The sequence below is a fragment of the Anoxybacillus tepidamans PS2 genome, assembly GCF_000620165.1.
Taxonomy (GTDB): domain Bacteria; phylum Bacillota; class Bacilli; order Bacillales; family Anoxybacillaceae; genus Anoxybacteroides; species Anoxybacteroides tepidamans_A.
In genome coordinates this window covers 32,391-52,950 of record NZ_JHVN01000019.1, presented here as the reverse complement: position 1 = coordinate 52,950, position 20,560 = coordinate 32,391, and the positions used below count along the sequence as shown (strand labels likewise).

Genomic DNA, 20,560 nt, shown 5'->3' with positions numbered 1-20,560 from the left:
GCTAATGCGCCGCGGGCCCATCCGTAAGTGACAGCCGAAGCCGCCTTTCAACCAAAGACCATGCGGTCTTCAGTGTTATCCGGTATTAGCTCCGGTTTCCCGAAGTTATCCCGATCTTACGGGCAGGTTGCCCACGTGTTACTCACCCGTCCGCCGCTAACTAAAAGGAGCAAGCCCCTTTTAGTCCGCTCGACTTGCATGTATTAGGCACGCCGCCAGCGTTCGTCCTGAGCCAGGATCAAACTCTCCAAAGAAAGTTCTATTTCCATACTCAATCATTAATTGACGTGGACGCTTCGTTTTGTTCAGTTTTCAAAGAACATACTTCAACATATCATTAATATTTTATCGCTTACAGGCGACTTTATTAATATAACATTTATAAATTTCGTTGTCAACACCTTTAGAATATCTTTTTGTGTTTTGTCTCTCATCAGAAGCGACGTTTTATAATTTATCATCTTTCCCCTAATAAATCAACTAATTTTTTTATGAAAATAATGGAATATATTTAAGAAGTTTATTTTATAATTCAAATCCCCTGCAAATCTAAACTTTGCAGGGGATTTACTGTTAATGTAAATGTATTATTTATTACGCATTTGCGGGAATAAGAGCACATCTCGGATTGACGGAGAATTTGTTAATAGCATAACAAGTCGGTCAATACCTATTCCTAATCCACCCGTTGGTGGCATACCGTATTCTAACGCTTCGATAAAGTCCTCATCCATCTCATGTGCCTCGTCATTGCCCTGCTCACGCTCTTTAAGCTGCGCTTCAAATCGCTCTCTTTGATCAATTGGGTCGTTTAGCTCCGTAAAGGCATTCGCATGCTCGCGCCCGACAATAAACAGTTCAAAACGGTCTGTAAAGCGTGGATCTTCTGGATTTTTCTTTGCCAATGGCGAAATTTCAACTGGATGACCATAAATGAAGGTTGGTTGAATAAGTTTATCTTCTACTTTCTGCTCAAAAAACTCATTAACAATGTGACCAAACGTCATATGTGGCGCGACTTCTACACCATGCTCTTTTGCTAGCTCACGCGCCTCTTCGTCAGTCATCTCCTTCCAGAAATCCACACCTACATATTCTTTAATCGCATCTACCATATGAAGTCGTTTCCACTTAGGAGTTAAATCTACCTCGTGCTCCCCATATTGAATTTTTGTGGTGCCTAATACTTCTTGAGCAATATAGGCAATCATATTTTCTGTAAGGCTCATAATATCTTGATAATCTGCATACGCCTCGTACAACTCAAGCATTGTAAATTCTGGATTATGGCGTGTAGAAACCCCTTCATTACGGAATACTCGTCCAATTTCATACACCTTTTCTAACCCACCGACAATGAGACGCTTTAAATGCAACTCAATAGCAATACGCATATATAAAGGAATATCGAGCGCGTTGTGATGGGTAATAAACGGTCGGGCTGCTGCCCCTCCAGCAATGGAGTGCATCATCGGTGTTTCTACCTCTAAATATCCATTGTTATCTAAATAGCGGCGCATAGATTGAATAATTAAACTACGTGTAATAAATGTATTTTTACTTTCCGGGTTCATAATTAAATCTAAGTAACGTTGACGGTAGCGTTGCTCAATATCCTTTAACCCGTGGTACTTCTCTGGCAATGGACGCAATGCTTTTGTCAAAAATTCGTAAGAGGTAGCTTTGACTGACAATTCGCCTACTTTTGTTTTAAAAACGGTACCGTGAATACCTACAATATCTCCTAAATCGGAAGTGTCAAATACCTCATATTGTTCTTCGCCAACTTCGTCTTGGCGGACATAGATTTGAATTTGACCCGTTAAATCTTGAATGTGGGCAAACCCTGCTTTTCCTTTGCCGCGTTTTGTCATGATACGGCCGGCAATAGCTACTTTGATTTGCTTTTCCTCTAATTCCTCTTTTGATAGGTCGCCATATAAGTCAAACAGTTCTTGTGCTTTGTGTGTGCGCTCAAACTTCTTGCCAAATGGGTCAATGCCTTTTTCTCTTAATTTATTCATTTTTTCTCGGCGTACACGCAATTGGTCATTTAATTCTTCGTGACTCATAAAATCCACTCCATTTTAAAATTTATTAAAAAATACTGCCAGCTAAGGCTGACAGTAAATAATCATTATACTCATTCACTTATTTACACAGCCTGCACATCGTTTTGTTGTTTTGCTTCCACTTCTTCTACAAAATTCATCAAAAGATTAACTAATTCTTCCCGAGTATTGCATTCATTAATGGCGTTTCGCACCTTAGCATTGCCGCGGACCCCTTTTAAGTACCACGCAGCATGTTTACGCATCTCTTTTACCGCAATATATTCATTTTTCAAGGCGATTAAACGATCCAAGTGCAAAATACACACATCGATTTTTTCTCTGACAGAAGGCTCTGGCATTAGCTCTCCTGTTTCTAGATAACGAACCGTGCGATAAATCATCCATGGATTTCCAAGAGCAGCACGGCCGATCATTACGCCGTCAACCCCTATTTCTTCTAACATTCTTTTAGCATCCTGAGGGGTTTGGACATCACCATTTCCGATTACAGGGATTTTAACCGCTTCTTTCACTTGTTTAATGATGTTCCAGTCAGCTTTTCCTTCATACATCTGCACTCTAGTTCTTCCATGAACCGCAACAGCCTTGCCGCCTGCCCGCTCGACTGCTTGGGCGTTTTCTACCGCAAAAATATGGTCTTCGTCCCAACCAATTCGCATTTTAACTGTTACAGGCTTTTCAACAGCGTCAACAACAGCGCTCACTACATCATAAATTTTGTTCGGGTCTAATAGCCACTTGGCGCCAGCGTCACATTTTGTGATTTTCGGCACAGGACATCCCATATTAATATCGATAATATCGGCATTCGTATTTTTATCAACGAATTTTGCCGCTTCAACTAGTGTTTCTTTTTCACCACCGAAAATTTGCAGGCTTAGTGGCTTTTCCCGCTCATCAATGTAAAGCATGCCCATCGTTTTTTCATTGTTGAACAAAATTCCTTTATCACTAACCATTTCCGCACAAACAAGACCTGCGCCGAATTCTTTAACAGTAAGACGAAACGCTGAATTGCAAACCCCTGCCATCGGAGCAAGAACAACACGGTTTTTAATTTCAACATCACCGATTTTAAACATTTTCTAACCTCCTTTCTTCACCTGGTGGATAAAGCTCCTCCACTGCTATGTTTAAGCGTTCTGCCGCCATTTGTAGAAACTGTTCCGTTGGCAACCGATTCCCGCGCTCAATTTCTCCTAAAATCGATACAGATATGCCTAAATCTTTGGCAAATCGCTCTTGTGTGTACCCTTTTAACTTTCGAAAAGCGCGAATACGTCTCCCCCACTTTTCTGCTTCCATATACGTACCCCTTCTTTATCTGGTAATTGATTTATTACTAAAGCTAAATTTTGCTCCGCATTTGGAATTTTTATATTTCTATTAAGTTCAAGCAACGGAACCAATACAAACGCTCTCTCTGCTATTCGTGGGTGTGGAATAGTAAGTTGCTCTGTTTCAATATTTTCATGATTATATAATAAAATGTCAAGGTCTATCGTACGCGGTCCCCACTTAATTATCCTTTTTCTTCCAAGATCAATTTCAATTTTTTGCGTCACCTCCAGCAACGCAAATGGCGAAAGTGAGGTTTTAACTTGAACAACCATATTTAAAAATTTATTTTGCTGAGTATAACCGACAGGATCTGTTTCATAAATCGAAGACGTTTGGATAACTGAGATGCGTTCATGGCTTTCTAATCTTCTGACAGCCTCACGCAAGTACTGAAAACGCTCGCCTATATTCGATCCGAGCGCAATATATGCGTAATTATCCATTCAACGCCCCCTCACTACCTCTACCGCCACAGATTGGTAATGCCCTTTAATTGGCGGGTTCGGCTTCGTTACTTTCACCGTGCATTGCAACACGCTTGAAAAAGAAGATAAAATTTGCTGGGCAATTTGCTCGGCGACAGCTTCAATAAGAGCAAATTGTTGTTCTTCTACAATTCCTTGGCAAATTTCATACAGCTCAGCATAATTGATCGTATCATCTAGACAATCACTTTCTCCTGCTTTTCTCAAATCAGTTTCAACAACTAAGTCCACAAAGAAACGTTGGCCAAGTACATTCTCCTCAGGAAGCGCTCCATGATACCCATAAAACTCCATCCCGTTCACATAAATTTTATCGATGGCCCTCGCCCCCTTTACCGATCATCGCATCCATCATTTTTGCCATTCTCGTCATCGGCAACACGTCGTGTACACGAACGATGTGGACGCCTTTTGCAATACCGAGACAAACAGTCGCTCCCGTTCCTTCCACCCGTTCATGAACCGGTAGGTCAAGAACATGTCCGATAAATGATTTGCGCGACGTTCCTAACAATAAAGGATATCCAAGTTTTGTGAATTCCTCTAGATGACGCATGACTTTTAAATTATGCTCTGCTGTTTTCGCAAAACCAATCCCAGGATCTAAGATGATTTTGTCATCTTTCACTCCTGCTTTCTTTGCAATTTCTACACTTTCTAACAGATCAGAAACCATATCATTAATTAAATCTTTGTAATCAGGACGTTGGCGATTATGCATTAAAATGATGGGAACGTCGTAACGGGCAGCTATTTTCGCCATTTCCGGATCAGCCTTTGCTCCCCATATATCATTAATGATATGAGCGCCTGCTTCAATGGCCTGTTTGGCTACTTCTGCCTTATACGTATCAATAGAAATAGGAACATTCACCGCGGTTGCCACCGCTTTTACAACCGGAATCACTCTCTGCAATTCCTCTTCTAGCGATACCTTTTCGGCCCCCGGACGTGTCGATTCGCCCCCAATATCGATTATATCCGCCCCGTCCGCCACCAATTTTTTTGCATGTTCAACAGCGCGTTCGAGCACAGCAAATCGGCCTCCGTCCGAGAAAGAGTCCGGAGTAACATTTAAAATTCCCATGACGATAGTTTTCCGTTCTATATCAAGGGTGTAAGGTCCACATTGAATTGTGTTTACCATAATGTCAGGTCGTTCCTTTCCATTAGTTCATGTCTTGTCCATAAAGAAGGTGCGAAATGTTTATAATATTTTTTTAGCAATTGTGTCAACGGCCCTCTTTTTCCAAGATAACTGTGTTCGTCAACTTGAGAGACGGGCACGATTTCCTGAATGGAATTTGTTAAAAATACTTCCTCTGCCGTTTCTAATTCATTTACAGAGTATAACCCTTCCTCGTAATGAATTTTCAATACAGAAAGAAGTTCCAATAAAAACTGCCTTGTAATTCCATTTAAAATACCTGTCTCAAGTGACGGTGTGTATACAACCCCGTTTCTTACCCAAAAGAGATTGGACACAATTCCTTCGGCAAGAAATCCTTTTTCACTAAGAAATACCCCCTCCATTTGGGGATCATTTCCGATCTCCCGCTTTCCAAGGATGTTGTTTAAATAATGATGGGATTTGAGCCGCCTTTCTCCTTCTGGACTGTTTCGCCTTGTCTTTAAAATCTTGCACGTTTTCTCTGCTGAGAAAAACAGCGGCAAAGGTTTCATATATGCAATCACAGTCGGTTTCGCATACTCTCCCGTGTGTAATCCGATATCGCCCACCCCAGCTGACACATTGAAGCGGATATACGCATCATTAAGTTGGTTGGCTTCTAATAACCTGTTGATAATCCCCATCACTTCATCGCGACGCAATGTTAAAGAAATGTTCAGCTCCAATAAACTCTCATTAAGCCTTTTAATGTGATCATCTAATAAAAATGGATGGCCCTTATAAGTACGAAACGTTTCAAAAGCTCCTAGCCCATACATAAAGCCATGGTCAAATGGCGAAATGCGTGCTTCCTCTTTTCGAACAATCTCCCCATTGACATATACATACATTGATTATCGAACCCTTTTGTATATTTGGATAAAATTTTTCAATAGCTCCATGCCATGTGCCGTCATAATAGATTCCGGGTGAAATTGCACACCTTCTATCGGAAGCGTTTTATGGCGAATCGCCATAATCTCGTCGTCTTCTGTCCACGCAGAAATTTCGAAACAATCCGGCAAAGTTTCCTTTTTTACAATTAGTGAATGATAGCGGGTAGCAGTAAACGGATTTGGGATATCGGAAAAGATCGTCCTTCCATCATGAAAAATTTGTGATGTTTTGCCGTGCATTAACTTTTGAGCCTGCACCACTTCTCCCCCAAACACTTGGGCGATGGATTGGTGGCCTAGACACACGCCAAAAATCGGAATTTTTCCCGCGAAATATTGAATCGCGGCTAGACTAATTCCTGCTTCATTCGGGCTGCACGGTCCAGGTGAAATCATAAGAAAATCAGGATTGATTTGCTCAATCTCTTGAATTGTCACCTCATCATTTCGTTTGACAAGCAACTCTTCTCCCAAAGTGCCTAAATATTGGACTAAATTGTACGTAAATGAATCATAATTATCAATCATTAAAATCATCTTTCTCACCTCGTCATAAATGGTTGCTCTGCTTCGCTCATCTCTTTTGCCTTCCAAAGGGCAATCGCTTTTTTCAAACACTCCTTATACTCATACTGCGGACGCGAATCAATCACTATTCCTGCGCCCGCTTGTACGTGTGCAAGGCCATCTTTGGCAATCATCGTCCGAATAGCAATATTCAACTCCATATCTCCGTTAAAACCGATCCAGCCAATTGAACCTGTATAAATACCCCTTCTTACTGGTTCTAACTCCTCAATAATCTCCATTGTACGTACTTTCGGTGCACCGGTGATTGTTCCTCCAGGAAATGCTGCCTGGATTACATCAAATGCATCTTTCTCACTTTCCAATTCCCCTGATACATGCGATACGATATGCATCACATGGGAATATTGCTCAATGGTCATCCATTCATCTACTTTGACCGTGCCATACTTACATACTCTTCCTAGATCATTGCGTTCCAAATCGACAAGCATGACATGCTCCGCCCGCTCTTTCTCGTTTGTTAAGAGTTCATTAGCAATTCTCTCATCTTCTTCTGCCGTTTTGCCGCGTGAACGAGTTCCGGCAATTGGCCTTGTGCTCACATATGACCCTCGCTTTTTGACAAGCAGTTCAGGAGAACCGCTCACGATTTGAAACTCTGGAAAATGAAGATAGGCCATATACGGTGAAGGGTTAAGAAGACGAAGCTTCTCGTAAATATGAAAGGGATGCGTCAATAGTGGTCTCGACTGCCTTACAGACAAATTTACCTGAAATACATCCCCTTGCGCGATGTACTGGCGAACCTTTTCCACAGCCTCCATAAACTGTGCTTCTGTCATAGAAACCGTTCCGGGTTGTTCTGTTGGGTTGAACGGCATCGGTTTGACTTCTCCGTTCTTCCTTAACCATAGCTCCTCATATAAGATTAAACGTTGTTCTGCTTCATGGCGTACTTCTTCCTCATAATGAACAAGCAAATGTAATGTTTGCTCTTCATGATCGTAAACAAATACATCATCAAAAATTAAAAAATATAGATCAGGAAGCCTAAGGTCGTCTTCTGCTGTCGAGGGAAGTCGTTCGATATATCGGGCACAATCGTAGCTTATATAGCCAATTGCTCCACCTTGGAAGTCTGGGCCATCCTCACAAGAAACGGATTCAAATTGGGCAAACCATTGTTTCATTAAATGCAAAGGGTTCCCTTGCAAACGAGTTTCTTCTCCACGATAGCGAATCCAAAGCTCCTGTCCTTTGCCTTGTACGATTCCAACAGGCCGCAATCCAATAATGCTGTAGCGCCCGGAACGGCCACTTTCTAGCAACGCATGATACGGCTCATTTTGGATGAGAAATCTATACTGCTTAAACCAATCTTGTTGTTGATAAGAAATTTTTCGCCTCAATATTTTTCGTAATCGCATAAGCTGGTCGGTACACCCCTTCCTTTACTGCACAAGCATATTGTACTATAAAAAAATTTCGACAGGGAGTCTTCCCTGCCGACATATTGCTTCAAATTATTCTTCGAACTGATATAAAGCTGTACTTAAATAACGTTCACCATTGCTAGGAATAATCGCTAGTACTCTCTTCCCCTTGCCGAGTTGCTTTGCTACTTTCAATGCGGCATGAATAGCTGCACCGGACGAAATGCCGCCTAATATCCCTTCTTCCCGTGCGGCGCGACGAGCTGCTTCAAATGCTTCTTCTGTTTTTACTGTAATTACTTCATCATAAATGTTCGTATTCAAAATATCCGGAACGAATCCTGCGCCAATCCCCTGAATTTTATGTGGACCTGGTTTTCCACCTGATAAAACTGGAGAATCAGCAGGTTCAACGGCATAGATTTTAATATTTGGATATGCTTCGCGAAGCACTTCGCCCGCTCCTGTAATTGTTCCGCCTGTACCGATGCCAGCCACAAACGCATCTAGCTGATCGCCCATTTGTTCCACAATTTCTTTGCCAGTTGTGAGGCGATGAATTTCCGGGTTTGCCTCGTTTTTAAACTGCTGTGGCATGAAATAACCGTGCTCCGCAGCCAATTCCTCGGCTTTGCGAATCGCACCGCGCATGCCTTCGCTTCCCGGTGTTAATACTAGCTCAGCCCCGTAAGCGCGCAATAAATTACGGCGCTCTAAACTCATTGTATCCGGCATAACAAGAATCGCCTTATATCCTTTGGCAGCAGCAACCATCGCTAGCCCTATTCCTGTATTGCCGCTCGTAGGCTCAATGAGTGTATCTCCTGGCTTTAATTCCCCTTCTTTTTCAGCCGCTTCAATCATCGCCAATGCAATACGATCTTTAACACTGCTCCCTGGGTTCATAAATTCTAATTTAACATATACATCTGCGCTATCCCCGTCGACAATGCGGTTTAATTTTACCGCTGGTGTGTCTCCAATTAATTCCGTAATAGAGTTGACTGCACGTGCCATTTGATCCACCCCTAATCCCGAGTAATTTTATCGAATTTGTTTAAAATTTATCAACTATTTGCTCAATTGTCAATTATTTAATTTTTCACTCGGATGGCGACTGTGCAATACGCTTTAACTCTTCTAACTCTTGTTTTGTGAAATGATATGTTTCATTGCAAAAATGGCACGATGCTTCTGCATGACCTTGTTCATCAATCATCTCCTGAATTTCATCAGCGCCTAAACTAATGATCGCATTGGCAATACGTTCGCGCGAACAGCGACAAACAAAAGCAACTGGAAGGGTCTCAAGAATTTTTACATTTCCTTCGCCAAGCAGTTCATTTAAAATTTCTTCAGGAGTTAACCCGTTCTCAATCATTTTCGAGACTGGTGGAATAGATTTAAGCCGTTCCTCTATTTCTGTAATCGTCTTTTCTTCTGTATTAGGCATCAGCTGAATAATAAATCCTCCCGCTGCCAATATCGTTTGATCAGGATTAACAAGCACCCCCACGCCGACAGAAGAAGGAACTTGCTCAGATGAAACAAAATAGTACGTAAAGTCCTCGCCGAGTTCTCCAGACACAAGCGGCACTTGCCCTGTAAAAAAGTCGCGCAATCCTAAATCTTTGACCACAGTTAGCATTCCGTTTGTTCCGACAGCTCGTGCCACATCTAATTTGCCATATTGGTTTAAATCAAAATGAACGTGAGGGTTTGTCACATATCCCCTTACTTCACCTTTGGCGTTGCTATCGACAAGAATGGCGCCAATCGGCCCTCCGCCTTCAATTTTGATTGTTAGCTGACTATCACCTTTCAGCATCGCGCCCATCATCACTCCTGCGGTCATCGCGCGACCAAGAGCGGCTGAAGCCGTTGGCCATGTTTGATGTCTGCGTTGGGCTTCGCTTATCGTGTTGGTCGTTCGTACAGCATAGGCTCTTACTTGTCCTTCATACGCTAATGCTTTAACTAAGTAGTCTGACATATCGTTCACCTTTTCTTATTTTTTGTCTACATTTTTCATATAAAGGAGTTGCAGTCCTTTGAGTGTTAAAAATGGATCGACAATATCAATCACGTTAGACTCGTGTGCAATAAGGGGAGCTAACCCTCCCGTAGCAATAACTTTCGGTGGAATCGGGCTCTTTTCTTTCATCCGTGACACGATTCCTTCCACTTGTCCAACATATCCATACAATATACCTGCTTGCATAGCGCTTACGGTATTTTTTCCGATAATATCATCCGGACGAGCGATTTCAATGCGCGGCAATTTAGCTGCCCGAGAATAGAGAGCTTCGGTCGAAATTGTAATCCCTGGCGCAATCGCTCCCCCCATATATTGTTTATGTTCGTTGATGTAACAATACGTAGTTGCTGTTCCAAAATCTACAATAATCAACGGGCTTCCGTATAAATGAATACCTGCAACGGCATTTACAATGCGATCCGCCCCGACTTCCTTTGGATTGTCGTATTTTATATTTAATCCCGTTTTAATCCCTGGACCAACAATGAGCGGCTTGATATGGAAATATTTCAGACACATCCGCTCTAAAGCAAACATAATTGGCGGCACAACGGAAGAGATAATAATGCCGTGAATATCTGAAAAATCAAGATCGACATGGTTGAGGAGCGCTTTAATGGTCATGCCATATTCATCTTCTGTTTTGGCACGGCTCGTCTCAATTCGCCAATGATGTTTTAATTCATCTCCATCATAAACCCCTAAAACCGTATTTGTATTGCCGACATCTAACACAAAAATCATCGCTTCATCCCCACTTTTCACACATTCTTACTTTTTTCATCATACCATAAGTGTTTCCCTGAACGGTAAAAAAAGATGTCCCTATAAAAGAGACATCTTATTCTTCTTTCTTTGTATGGATATTTACTTTCAAATCATCTTGTTTGTCGCTGTTTCCATTGCGATTTGGCAATGTGCCATGTTCAAACAAATGTTTAATTTGCTCGGCATCTAACGTTTCTACCTCAAGCAATGTTTTAGCGATCAGTTCTAACTTATCTCGATGTTCCGTTAAAATGTTTTTCGCTTTTTCGTAACATTCCTTAATAATGCGTTGAATTTCTAAATCAATTTCATAAGCGATTTGGTCGCTGTAGTTTTGTTCATTATGCAGATCGCGGCCTAAAAATACTTGACCGTGAGACTGACCGAACTGCATTGGACCAAGCTTGTCGCTCATCCCAAATTCCGTTACCATCCGGCGGGCGATGTTTGTCGCACGCTGGAAGTCGTTATGCGCTCCCGTGCTGACTTCACTAAACACGATTTCTTCAGCGACACGCCCCCCTAACAAGCCCGTAATTTTATCCAATAACTCCGGCTTCGTCATGAAGTAACGATCTTCTTTCGGAAGCATCACCGCATAACCACCAGCTTGCCCACGTGGCACAATGGTAACCTTGTGAACCATCTCAGCATCCGCTAATACCATTCCGATCACTGTATGGCCAGCTTCATGGTAGGCGACAATGCGTCGCTCTTTTTCAGAGATGACGCGACTCTTTTTCGCTGGTCCGGCAATGACGCGGTCTGTCGCTTCATCGATGTCGCTCATATCAATTTTCTTTTTATTTTGTCGTGCCGCGACAAGCGCCGCCTCATTAAGCAAGTTTTCTAAATCAGCACCAGAAAAACCGGGCGTACGCATTGCAATTGACTTTAAGTCGACTGATTCATCTAGCGGCTTATTGCGGGCATGAACGCGCAATACCGCCTCGCGTCCCTTGACATCCGGACGGTCTACCGTAATTTGGCGGTCAAAGCGTCCTGGACGCAACAACGCCGGGTCTAAAATGTCTGGACGGTTGGTCGCAGCGATAATAATAATTCCTTCATTTCCGCTAAATCCGTCCATTTCAACAAGCAGTTGGTTCAATGTTTGCTCGCGCTCGTCGTGTCCGCCGCCAAGTCCTGCGCCGCGTTGACGTCCAACTGCATCAATTTCGTCAATAAAGATTATACAAGGCGCATTCTTTTTCGCTGTCTCAAACAAGTCGCGCACGCGGGACGCGCCGACCCCTACGAACATCTCAACAAAATCCGAACCGCTGATGGAGAAAAACGGAACCCCTGCTTCTCCTGCTACCGCACGTGCTAATAATGTTTTCCCTGTACCAGGAGGTCCAACAAGAAGCACACCTTTTGGAATACGGGCCCCAAGTTCAGCAAATTTTCTTGGATCTTTTAAAAACTCTACAATCTCAACAAGCTCTTGTTTTTCCTCATCTGCCCCTGCCACATCGCGGAAGCGCACCTTTTTCTTATCTTCACTGTAAAGTCTTGCTCGGCTTTTCCCGAAGTTCATAACTCGGCTGCCGCCGCCTTGCGCTTGATTGAGCAAGAAGAAAAACAAAATGAAAATGATTACAAACGGAATGATGGATGTAAAGAACGTTACCCAACCGCTTGTTTCATCGGCCGGCATCACTTCCACTCTCGTCCGTTTGGCTGCTGCGTCAATGCGGTTTAAAACGGGATCACTATTCATAACATATGTCGAAAAATATTGACCTTCGCCATATGTTTTCAACTGTCCTCTAATTTCATATACGCCGCGTTCCGGCTTCATTGAAAACGATTTAACATCACCGTTTTCGAGGTGAGTAATAAAAGCATCGTATGTCATCGGTTCAGTCCGCTGGTTACTTCCGTTAAAGAAGCTGACAACCCCAATGACCACGAGAAAAATCAGTAAATAAAATATTGTATTACGGAAGATCCGATTCATTTCTTGCCTCCTCCCATATAAAACACGCTATAGTCAATAGTACCATAGAAAATCATTCCAATACAACAAATTCACCGCATCGGCTAGCAGCTTATTTACTATATACTTCTGGCTTCAGAACGCCAATGTAAGGAAGGTTCCGATACTTTTCGCTATAATCTAGTCCATAACCAACAACAAACTCATCCGGTACGATAAATCCTACATAATCAGCTTCAATATTCGCTTTCCGTCCGGAAGGTTTATCTAGCAGTGTGACAATTTTAATGGATTTGGCTTTCCGGTAGCGGAACAAATCCACTAAATAGCTTAGCGTTAAGCCGCTGTCAATAATGTCCTCAATAATCAAAATATCGCGTCCTTCAACAGAGGTGTTCAAATCTTTTAAAATCTTGACTTCTCCCGATGATACAGTTGCATTTCCATAGCTGGACACGTCCATAAAATCCATTTCTAAGTATGTATCAATATGCTTCAATAAATCAGCCATAAAAGGCAGAGCACCTTTTAATACTCCAACAGCGAGCGGAAAGCGACCTTCATACTCTTCAGTTAATAGCTTTCCCAATTCTTTTACTTTTTCTTGTATTTGTTCTTGTGTCACTAAAATTTTTTGAATGTCTTGATTCATCCCCATTTTCTTTTCCTCCTAGATGTTCATTGCTCTTTATAGTGTAATACAAGATACCGTGTTTTTGTAATATCAGTTGCTTCAAAAGCAGATTTTTTTAGCCCTGGAAGCCATAAAATCCTTCCCTGCCCATCCTCAAGCACCGGCCATTGATCTCTTTCATGCATCGGAATTTTTTTTTCAATAAAGATGTCTTTGATTTTTTTTGTTCCATTCGTTCCTTTCAATGCCATGCGATCGCCAGTTCTTCTCGTTCGAACACGCAGTGGAAATGTGACTGTATCAGGATCAAGAATGAGCACTTCATTCCCTTTTTGTTCTCTCGGATAGTGTTCCCGAATTTCACTAATGATTGCATATCCGTTTGGCAGATGTAATGTTGAGGGAATATTTAAGTTAAATGCATAAGTGCTATATTTTTTTTCCTGAAACGTAAAAATGCAAATATCATAAGAACGAATGATTTTTAATTTGTTTGGAAAATCCAACCTACCTGAAGGATGGTCATTGTTCAAAAAAGTTATTATATTGCTTATATGTATTGAGGACAAAGAGGAAGGAATTTCATCATACAGATAGTTCAATATTAGTTGAATCCCTCTTCTTTGTAAAGGTTTCGGCAACGATCGAAACGGCTTAATTTGTAATGTTACCTGGTTAAATTGTTTTTCCATTACCTTATTCATCGCTTCGTTCGTTAATTCCTCTAAAAACGTTTCATCTTCGATGACTGTTTCGCTATAGTGCTGAAACCGTTCATGAACACGCGGATTTTCCCTCTTTAAAAAAGGAAGGATTGCATGACGAAACCGATTTCTTGTATAATCATCTTTCTCGTTGCTAGCATCGTAGCGCGGATGAAGGCCATGTTCGCTGCAATACATTTCAATTTCATCGCGGCTGATGCATAAAAACGGACGAATAATATAACCATTATGAAATGGACGCTTAAACGGAATGCCTGCATATCCTTTTCCACTGCTTCCGCGAACGAAACGCATCAAAATGGTCTCAATTTGATCATCGCCATGGTGCGCCAATGCCAAATAAGTTGCAGAATATTTGTCCATTATTTCCTTAAAAAAACGGTATCGACATTCACGAGCCGCTTCTTGAGCCCCCATTTTTGTCCGACGTTGGAAAGAGGGGACATCAATTTGTTTTGCCTCACATATAATACCGATTTGGTCACAAAAATGTTTCACAAAATTCATATCTTCTTCGGATTGTTTACCGCGAAACATATGATCGACATGAACCGCGATTAACCGAAGCTTCCATTCATGTTGAATGCCATAAAAAAAATGCAGCAATGCAAGAGAGTCTGGTCCTCCTGATACGCCAACAACGATAGTCGAATTTGGTGTTAGCAATTCGTGCTTTTGAATAAATGAACGAACGATTGAAAGCATACAGCAATAACCCTCTTTTAGGACATTTTTCTTCACCATTTATCGTATCATTAATAAAATTTTTTCTCAAAAAAGACGGTCTGTCTTCTAAAGCACTTGACCATATAAATACAATACATATGCAAATAGTAATGTTGCGACGATCACCGCTGTTTCTACGATTCCACCTCTTTTTTTCGCTTTCCTTTGCATTTTCCTTTGATTTCTTGTTTTTCTCAACGGTGGCTGACTTTCTTTTTTTAAAAGATCGTTATGGTGAAGAGCAGCGACTAAATCTCGCTTCATTTCAATCGCTTGCTTATAAGTTCCGTCAATTGCTTTCATAAGCACCTTGTGATATTTACGAAGTGTCGCATCTGCCTGAATCATCTCGGATAATTGTTGCCGAGCATTTTCCTTTCGTTCAAATTTCCGTGGATAGCAAGCATGAATCATGATCATCGCTACCGCAAATAAATCATAGGCGGGATCTGCTTTCCTTGAGCCGAGTCCCCAATATCCCCGATCGTAAAATTCCGTAAATTCTTTAATGGCTCTTCCTTGTAACGTTGTACCTCCCACATCGAGAAGGCGAATCGTTGGCGGCATCCCTGCCACTAGCAAATTTTCTGGCTTTAAGTCCCCAAATACCCATCCTTCTTTATGGAGTTTCTCTAATGAAGACAATAATTGCAGCATTAAAATAATAATCCATTCTTTTCCCCTCTTCTTAATAAAAGTAAAAAATTCTTCTCCCCGTATATATTCCATAACATAGAAAGGAATGAGCCGATTGACAGAAGGATCAAACCAATCATCTACATCTAGCAAAGAAGGCCCAAGGGCGACTCCCTGGACCTTGGAAAAACGTTTTAATACATTTACTTCTGATAGAATGGTGGTGTTACTGTCGCTAACTTTGATAGCGACAAGCCCTCTCTTGCTTTCTGCTAAATAAACAGCTCCGTTAGCTCCATTACCGAGCAGCTTGATAATTTTGTAAGCATGGTGATGCCATTTTCCAACAACAACCGTTCCGACTGAAAGCTTACATAGATGATTCTTCAAAGTATGATTCATCACCGGAAATCAAACCCCTTAGAGAACGTTTTTTCTCAAAATAGAAAGCAACAGCTTCACGCAATGCAGGACCTGTTGGTGTAAGCCCTCCTGATGTCAGTTTAGGAAATACAGAAGATAACGATTCAAGGTTTGGTGTCCAATCAAGCACTTTTTCTGTATTTCCGTGTTTCCCCGGAAATACAAAAACCGAAAATTGATTATCGCCAATGCGGGCGTTAAGACTTAGCGATAAATCAAACAACGCCTCTTTGACTGTTGGCAATTTCGTTTTCATACTTCCGCTCGTATCTATTAATATTAAAACTTCTAATTCGACTGTTTCTCCAAGTTCGTCAACGACTTCCATTACTTCACCGCGTTTTTCCGGCGGTAAATCCTCCAATGACGCGTTCGACCCTAAGATTTGTTTCAGTTCTTTATTTACAACACCTTGCAATGTTTGTGTCATTGCCTTTCGCGTTACCATTTGAACAGTTTGGGATAGTTGCTTTGCATAAACGACTTGGCTCACACCGCCTCCTGCCATCGCAATTCCTTCAATTTCTCGTAAACCGTTCTCATCGATTGTATCTTGATCGAGCACCCCGATAACATTTACTGTAATCCCTTGTTCCTTTGCAAGGGCGGCCATCGCAATAGGATCTTCCCCATGATTCGAACAACCGTCCGTAATTAATAAAATTTGCCGTAATGTTCCTTTTCGCACCTTCCATTTCCCTCCTCGAATGATGTATTACCATCATCGACGGAATGAAAGGATTTTATACTTATTGAGCCTTCTTTGCATACATATATGCTGGAATGGTAGCCCATTTTGGCGTATTGTGTTTCACTTTTGCTACCACTACCGTCATATCATCTTCAATTCTTCCTGAACGAGTTCGAATCACCTCTTCCATAATGAGATCTGCCACTTCTTGAGGATCATTTGTTTGTAGTTCCATTATTTTTCTCTTCATCCATAACTCATGGTTTTCTACGTGAGAAGGTCCTTCGAATACACCATCACTCATCATGATTAATAAATCTCCCGCCTTTAATTGTTCACTTACAATTTCGAATTCAAATTCCTTAATAATTCCCATAGGCAAGTTGCTTGATTCAATTTTCATCACTTTATTTCCTCTCTTTACAAAGCTCGGCGTAGATCCGATTTTTAAAAATTTAGTAGCGGCGTTTTGTAAATCAATAATCGCCAAGTCTAGCGTCGAGAAAATTTCGTCGGTTGTTCGCAATGCAAGAATAGAGTTAATTGATTTAATCGCTACCGTTTCGTCGATACCTGTTTGTAAGATTTTTTGCAATAAACGTAACGTTTCATTGCTCTCATTATGAGCTCTTTCTCCATTTCCCATCCCATCGCTAATGGCAATCGCATATTTTCCTGCCCCGAGTTCAATCATCGAATAACTATCACCTGAGACAAATCCTCCACCTTTTGCCGCAAAAGCCACACCCGTTTCTACAACGAACGCTTTCGTTGACCCAAAGGCTACACGACAATATCCGTTCGGATATGCGGCACATTCCTCTCTTTTGACCACAATCGTTTCATCTAAAATATCAGAAAGCATCGGTGCAATCAGTTTTTCACATTCCCCACGCCCATCGCAATATGGAATACTCATTTCAATATCAATATTTCCTTTTTCCAAACTGTAAATATCAACATGCCCAACTTCAATTCCGAACTCTTGTAATGCGTGGAAAATTTGTTCCTCCTGCAAATAATGATTTTCCTGCTCACGTTGGATTTCTTTAGCAAAATCCTCCATAACTTGCGAAACGCCCATTAATTGTTCTGCTACGAGTTTCCTGCTTTCTTGAATTCGTTTTCGCAGCTTTTTATTCGCTTGGTAAGTAGCCATATCCTTTTCCATCACATCTACTACTTTTTTCGCCTTAATGCAGTAACGATCCCATTCACGTAACAGTTTATGGTTCTGTGAAATATTTTCTCCATCTACCTCTATCATAATTTGTTTCATGTACTCATATGTTGTATCAAACTGCTGGGACCAACATTGTTCTTTTCTGAAGCATGTTTGGCATGTTTTTTCCGTAATATCGCTAAGAAAGTAGTCAATCTCTTTTTCGCCATACTCATGCTCAAGAGAAGTCCGTTCGCTAGAAAAACTGCTAGCCAGCGCCTGAAATACACGGGAAAATTGAGATACTCTTTGCGCCGTTACATCACGAACTTTCCTTACGTACTGTTGCTGTTCATTCATATACTCAACTGTTCCAGGAATGTACTTAGCTACTTTTTCAATTAATGAACGCGGAGTCAACAAAAATAAAGCTACCGCGAAACAAGACTCCAGCACCGTTGGAATTGCGTCCGCTTTGCCGTTTCCATATAAACCAATTAATAGGGTAGCTATTAATAAACCAAGAGAAGTACCGATTTTCCTTCCTTCTTTTAGCAGCCCGCCTAAAAGACCAGCAAACGCCAATAAACTCATTTCATATAAATTGTCAACATTCGCTAAGCTTAAAATCAAGCCCGTTACTACCCCTACCGTCGAACCGGTAGTCGTTCCAGCAACAAAAGCAAATAGTAATACAAGATATCGCGCTAAAATATGCTCTACCGATAAATAGGAGATTTTCCAGCCGATCGTTCCTGTCAACATCGAAGCAAGCAAAATAACGAGCGAAATAATTTCTTCTGCCCGCAATGATTGCTTGTATTTTTGTACAGTTAAAAGAGGGATGCTTTGCAGAAAAATAAGAGTGAGAACAAAACCAAGACCTGCTTCAATCAAGGCCATTACAGTTTCATACATTGTTGGAGTGCCCGACCAAAAATATATCATCGCTAATTTTGTAGAAAGCGAAAGACAAAATACAACAAAAGGAGCTATTTTTAGTGAGTCATCAAAAAACTTTTTCAAAAACTGGTTTAGCAATAAGAAGCTAGACATTCCTGCAAAAACAAACACAGCTGTTTCAAACGATATCGTCAATGCTCCAGCTGCAAGGGCAATGAACGCCAATCCCGCTTTATCTCGGCGCATCATATAAACAGATACGAAAAACGGGAGCGCAAATGGAATAAGTTTTGATAAAATGAGGGCTCGTCCAAGGAGAAAACCGATAACTAATAAAGCAAAACCTTTCTGAACAAATAAGTGTCCCAATCTTAACTTTAAATGTCTCGTCCAGCGTGAGAAAACAGCCTGTGTTTCGTTTAATGGCACCTCCGAAATTTGGTTCATTAAACGTCTTTCGATTCTTTCCATTCCCGATCCACTCCTTTGCTTTTCTATTAGCCTTATTATATCTTCTGAATTGTCAAAAATTTGTCAAAAAAGGAAAGCTACCCAAAAAAACGTTCGACGAATTTCTCGCTAACATGCCATAGTCATACAAATTTATTCTTTAACATAAACCGAGAAGTCTCCCACCTCTTAACAGATTGCAGGTGAGAGAGGTTCATACGTATTACGAGCCGCTTTATTCCTTAAGTTTTTCAAACGAGCATCATGTGCAAGGGTTAAAAAATTAAAAAAAAGATGTTTCCAAATTAGGAAACATCTTTAATTAGTGACCCGTACGGGATTCGAACCCGTGTTACCGCCGTGAAAGGGCGGTGTCTTAACCACTTGACCAACGGGCCTTGTTATTTAGTTATAGCGGCGGAGGGAATCGAACCCCCGACCTCACGGGTATGAACCGTACGCTCTAGCCAGCTGAGCTACGCCGCCATTCAACGACAATTAATATTTTAACCATGATCTATTCTTTTGTCAATATTTTTTACCGCATTTTATTAACCAAAGAAAAAGCATCCTAATCGTTTGGATGCTTTTTTCTTATTCCATACCTGCTATATTATAACATGATTCAGCAGCAAGTTAACCGCGTCTCGCACCGCGACCTCCCCGCTTTGATTCAGTATGTCGTTTGAGAGATGCCAAACGATCTTCGCTTTCTTTTAAAAAACGGCTGATTTTTTGTTCGAAGCTTTCCTTTGCGGCACGATCGTTTGCTTTTGTACGCGGACGCTGTGAAGACTGCGATTCTTTTGCCTTTTTAATGGATAAGCCGATTTTTCCATCTTTTTCAACGTTAATAACTTTTACCTCAACAACATCTCCTACTTTGAGATGATCATTGATATCTTTGACATAGTTATCGGCTACTTCACTAATATGCACTAAACCCGTTACGCCTTCTGGCAGCTCCACAAACGCTCCGAATTTTGTAATTCCCGTTACTTTGCCTTGTAACTTGCTGCCTACTTCAATTGACATAAAAAAAGTGCTCCTCCTTAATCCTTAAAAAAGTAAAAAATTATTTTCTTTATTATAACGAATGCAAAAAACAAGTGTCAATAAGCTCAACGCCTATGTCTTTAGCGGGTTCTCGCTTATTTTTGTGGAACAGTAAAGATAATCTCTCCGTCTTTTGACAGAAAGTATTTTTTTCGGGCTAATTCAGCAATATAGTCATCATCATGCAATTTTTTGATTTCCTCTTCCAGCCGCTTTTGTCGCTTTTCTAATACTTTTAACTGCTGTTCCAGCTTTTTTTGATTTTGAATTTTTGTTTCAATATTGGAAGATTGGGAGTGGAGAGTATATAAAAAGAAGGCTGACAACGCTGCCATTACCACGCCTAAAAAAGTAAAGCGAACGGCAATGATGCGCCGCCTTTTTAATGCTTTTCTTTCCTTTTCTTCTTGTGCGAGAACATATGAGGACTGAAGCTTTGTCACCTTGTTTTTATGTAAAGCACCCACGTTTTTA

The 20,560-nt window shown here is 41.2% G+C and carries 20 protein-coding genes, 2 tRNA genes and 1 rRNA gene; all 23 read right to left on the bottom strand.

Translation table 11 applies throughout. From position 1 onward, the window contains the following. A 16S ribosomal RNA gene (locus tag N667_RS0114020) occupies nucleotides 1-254 on the bottom strand; the annotation flags it as partial. Nucleotides 255-587: 333 nt separating this feature from the next. Then, nucleotides 588-2,072 carry a lysine--tRNA ligase gene (gene lysS / locus N667_RS0114015; RefSeq protein WP_027410162.1) on the bottom strand — a complete coding sequence of 495 codons (1,485 nt, stop codon included), beginning with the start codon at nucleotides 2,070-2,072 and terminating at the stop codon, nucleotides 588-590. Nucleotides 2,073-2,155: 83 nt separating this feature from the next. Further along, entirely contained in the window at nucleotides 2,156-3,157 is a 1,002-nt protein-coding gene (dusB, locus tag N667_RS0114010) for a tRNA dihydrouridine synthase DusB (RefSeq protein WP_027410161.1), read from the bottom strand. After that, nucleotides 3,150-3,380 (bottom strand): helix-turn-helix domain-containing protein, encoded by a 231-nt coding sequence (locus N667_RS0114005; RefSeq protein ID WP_027410160.1) that lies wholly within the window; start codon nucleotides 3,378-3,380, stop codon nucleotides 3,150-3,152. The genes dusB and N667_RS0114005 overlap by 8 nt, the downstream gene beginning before the upstream one ends. Next, nucleotides 3,332-3,859 (bottom strand): 2-amino-4-hydroxy-6-hydroxymethyldihydropteridine diphosphokinase, encoded by a 528-nt coding sequence (gene folK / locus N667_RS0114000; RefSeq protein WP_027410159.1) that lies wholly within the window; start codon nucleotides 3,857-3,859, stop codon nucleotides 3,332-3,334. The genes N667_RS0114005 and folK overlap by 49 nt, the downstream gene beginning before the upstream one ends. After that, nucleotides 3,860-4,219 carry a dihydroneopterin aldolase gene (gene folB / locus N667_RS0113995; protein WP_027410158.1) on the bottom strand — a complete coding sequence of 120 codons (360 nt, stop codon included), beginning with the start codon at nucleotides 4,217-4,219 and terminating at the stop codon, nucleotides 3,860-3,862. Continuing rightward, complete coding sequence (folP, locus tag N667_RS0113990; protein WP_027410157.1) at nucleotides 4,212-5,048, bottom strand: dihydropteroate synthase; 837 nt, start codon at nucleotides 5,046-5,048, stop codon at nucleotides 4,212-4,214. The genes folB and folP overlap by 8 nt, the downstream gene beginning before the upstream one ends. Beyond that, nucleotides 5,042-5,923: an aminodeoxychorismate lyase gene (gene pabC, locus N667_RS0113985; RefSeq protein ID WP_027410156.1), complete on the bottom strand. Its 882-nt coding sequence runs from the start codon at nucleotides 5,921-5,923 to the stop codon at nucleotides 5,042-5,044. Before pabC ends, folP begins: the two co-directional genes overlap by 7 nt. 3 nt (nucleotides 5,924-5,926) lie before the next feature. After that, on the bottom strand, nucleotides 5,927-6,505 hold the full coding sequence (pabA, locus tag N667_RS0113980; RefSeq protein WP_027410155.1) for an aminodeoxychorismate/anthranilate synthase component II: 579 nt from the start codon (nucleotides 6,503-6,505) through the stop codon (nucleotides 5,927-5,929). A gap of 5 nt (nucleotides 6,506-6,510) precedes the next feature. Further along, nucleotides 6,511-7,926, bottom strand: coding sequence for an anthranilate synthase component I (gene trpE / locus N667_RS0113975; RefSeq protein WP_035098994.1), 1,416 nt, complete (start codon nucleotides 7,924-7,926; stop codon nucleotides 6,511-6,513). 96 nt (nucleotides 7,927-8,022) lie between these two features. Continuing rightward, complete coding sequence (gene cysK, locus N667_RS0113970) at nucleotides 8,023-8,949, bottom strand: cysteine synthase A (protein ID WP_027410153.1); 927 nt, start codon at nucleotides 8,947-8,949, stop codon at nucleotides 8,023-8,025. 85 nt (nucleotides 8,950-9,034) lie between these two features. Continuing rightward, a complete protein-coding gene (hslO, locus tag N667_RS0113965) occupies nucleotides 9,035-9,925 on the bottom strand; it encodes an Hsp33 family molecular chaperone HslO (RefSeq protein ID WP_027410152.1) in 891 nt (296 codons plus the stop codon). 15 nt (nucleotides 9,926-9,940) lie between these two features. Next, on the bottom strand, nucleotides 9,941-10,714 hold the full coding sequence (locus N667_RS0113960) for a type III pantothenate kinase (RefSeq protein ID WP_027410151.1): 774 nt from the start codon (nucleotides 10,712-10,714) through the stop codon (nucleotides 9,941-9,943). 97 nt (nucleotides 10,715-10,811) lie between these two features. Next, on the bottom strand, nucleotides 10,812-12,701 hold the full coding sequence (gene ftsH, locus N667_RS0113955; RefSeq protein ID WP_027410150.1) for an ATP-dependent zinc metalloprotease FtsH: 1,890 nt from the start codon (nucleotides 12,699-12,701) through the stop codon (nucleotides 10,812-10,814). A gap of 91 nt (nucleotides 12,702-12,792) precedes the next feature. Continuing rightward, nucleotides 12,793-13,338, bottom strand: a complete 546-nt coding sequence (hpt, locus tag N667_RS0113950; protein ID WP_027410149.1) for a hypoxanthine phosphoribosyltransferase — start codon at nucleotides 13,336-13,338, stop codon at nucleotides 12,793-12,795. A gap of 20 nt (nucleotides 13,339-13,358) precedes the next feature. Beyond that, entirely contained in the window at nucleotides 13,359-14,744 is a 1,386-nt protein-coding gene (gene tilS, locus N667_RS0113945; protein WP_027410148.1) for a tRNA lysidine(34) synthetase TilS, read from the bottom strand. A gap of 87 nt (nucleotides 14,745-14,831) precedes the next feature. Continuing rightward, entirely contained in the window at nucleotides 14,832-15,803 is a 972-nt protein-coding gene (locus tag N667_RS0113940; protein ID WP_035099001.1) for a serine/threonine protein kinase, read from the bottom strand. Further along, nucleotides 15,772-16,512 carry a vWA domain-containing protein gene (locus N667_RS0113935; protein ID WP_027410146.1) on the bottom strand — a complete coding sequence of 247 codons (741 nt, stop codon included), beginning with the start codon at nucleotides 16,510-16,512 and terminating at the stop codon, nucleotides 15,772-15,774. Before N667_RS0113935 ends, N667_RS0113940 begins: the two co-directional genes overlap by 32 nt. 61 nt (nucleotides 16,513-16,573) lie before the next feature. After that, on the bottom strand, nucleotides 16,574-19,051 hold the full coding sequence (gene spoIIE / locus N667_RS0113930) for a stage II sporulation protein E (RefSeq protein ID WP_027410145.1): 2,478 nt from the start codon (nucleotides 19,049-19,051) through the stop codon (nucleotides 16,574-16,576). 305 nt (nucleotides 19,052-19,356) lie between these two features. Next, nucleotides 19,357-19,428, bottom strand: a tRNA-Glu gene (locus N667_RS0113925). A gap of 14 nt (nucleotides 19,429-19,442) precedes the next feature. Continuing rightward, a tRNA-Met gene (locus tag N667_RS0113920) sits at nucleotides 19,443-19,516 on the bottom strand. A 150-nt stretch (nucleotides 19,517-19,666) separates the two neighbouring features. After that, nucleotides 19,667-20,065 carry a S1 domain-containing RNA-binding protein gene (locus tag N667_RS0113915; RefSeq protein WP_027410144.1) on the bottom strand — a complete coding sequence of 133 codons (399 nt, stop codon included), beginning with the start codon at nucleotides 20,063-20,065 and terminating at the stop codon, nucleotides 19,667-19,669. Between the two features lie 116 nt (nucleotides 20,066-20,181). Further along, nucleotides 20,182-20,553, bottom strand: coding sequence for an FtsB family cell division protein (locus N667_RS0113910; RefSeq protein WP_027410143.1), 372 nt, complete (start codon nucleotides 20,551-20,553; stop codon nucleotides 20,182-20,184). Nucleotides 20,554-20,560 lie beyond the last annotated feature (7 nt).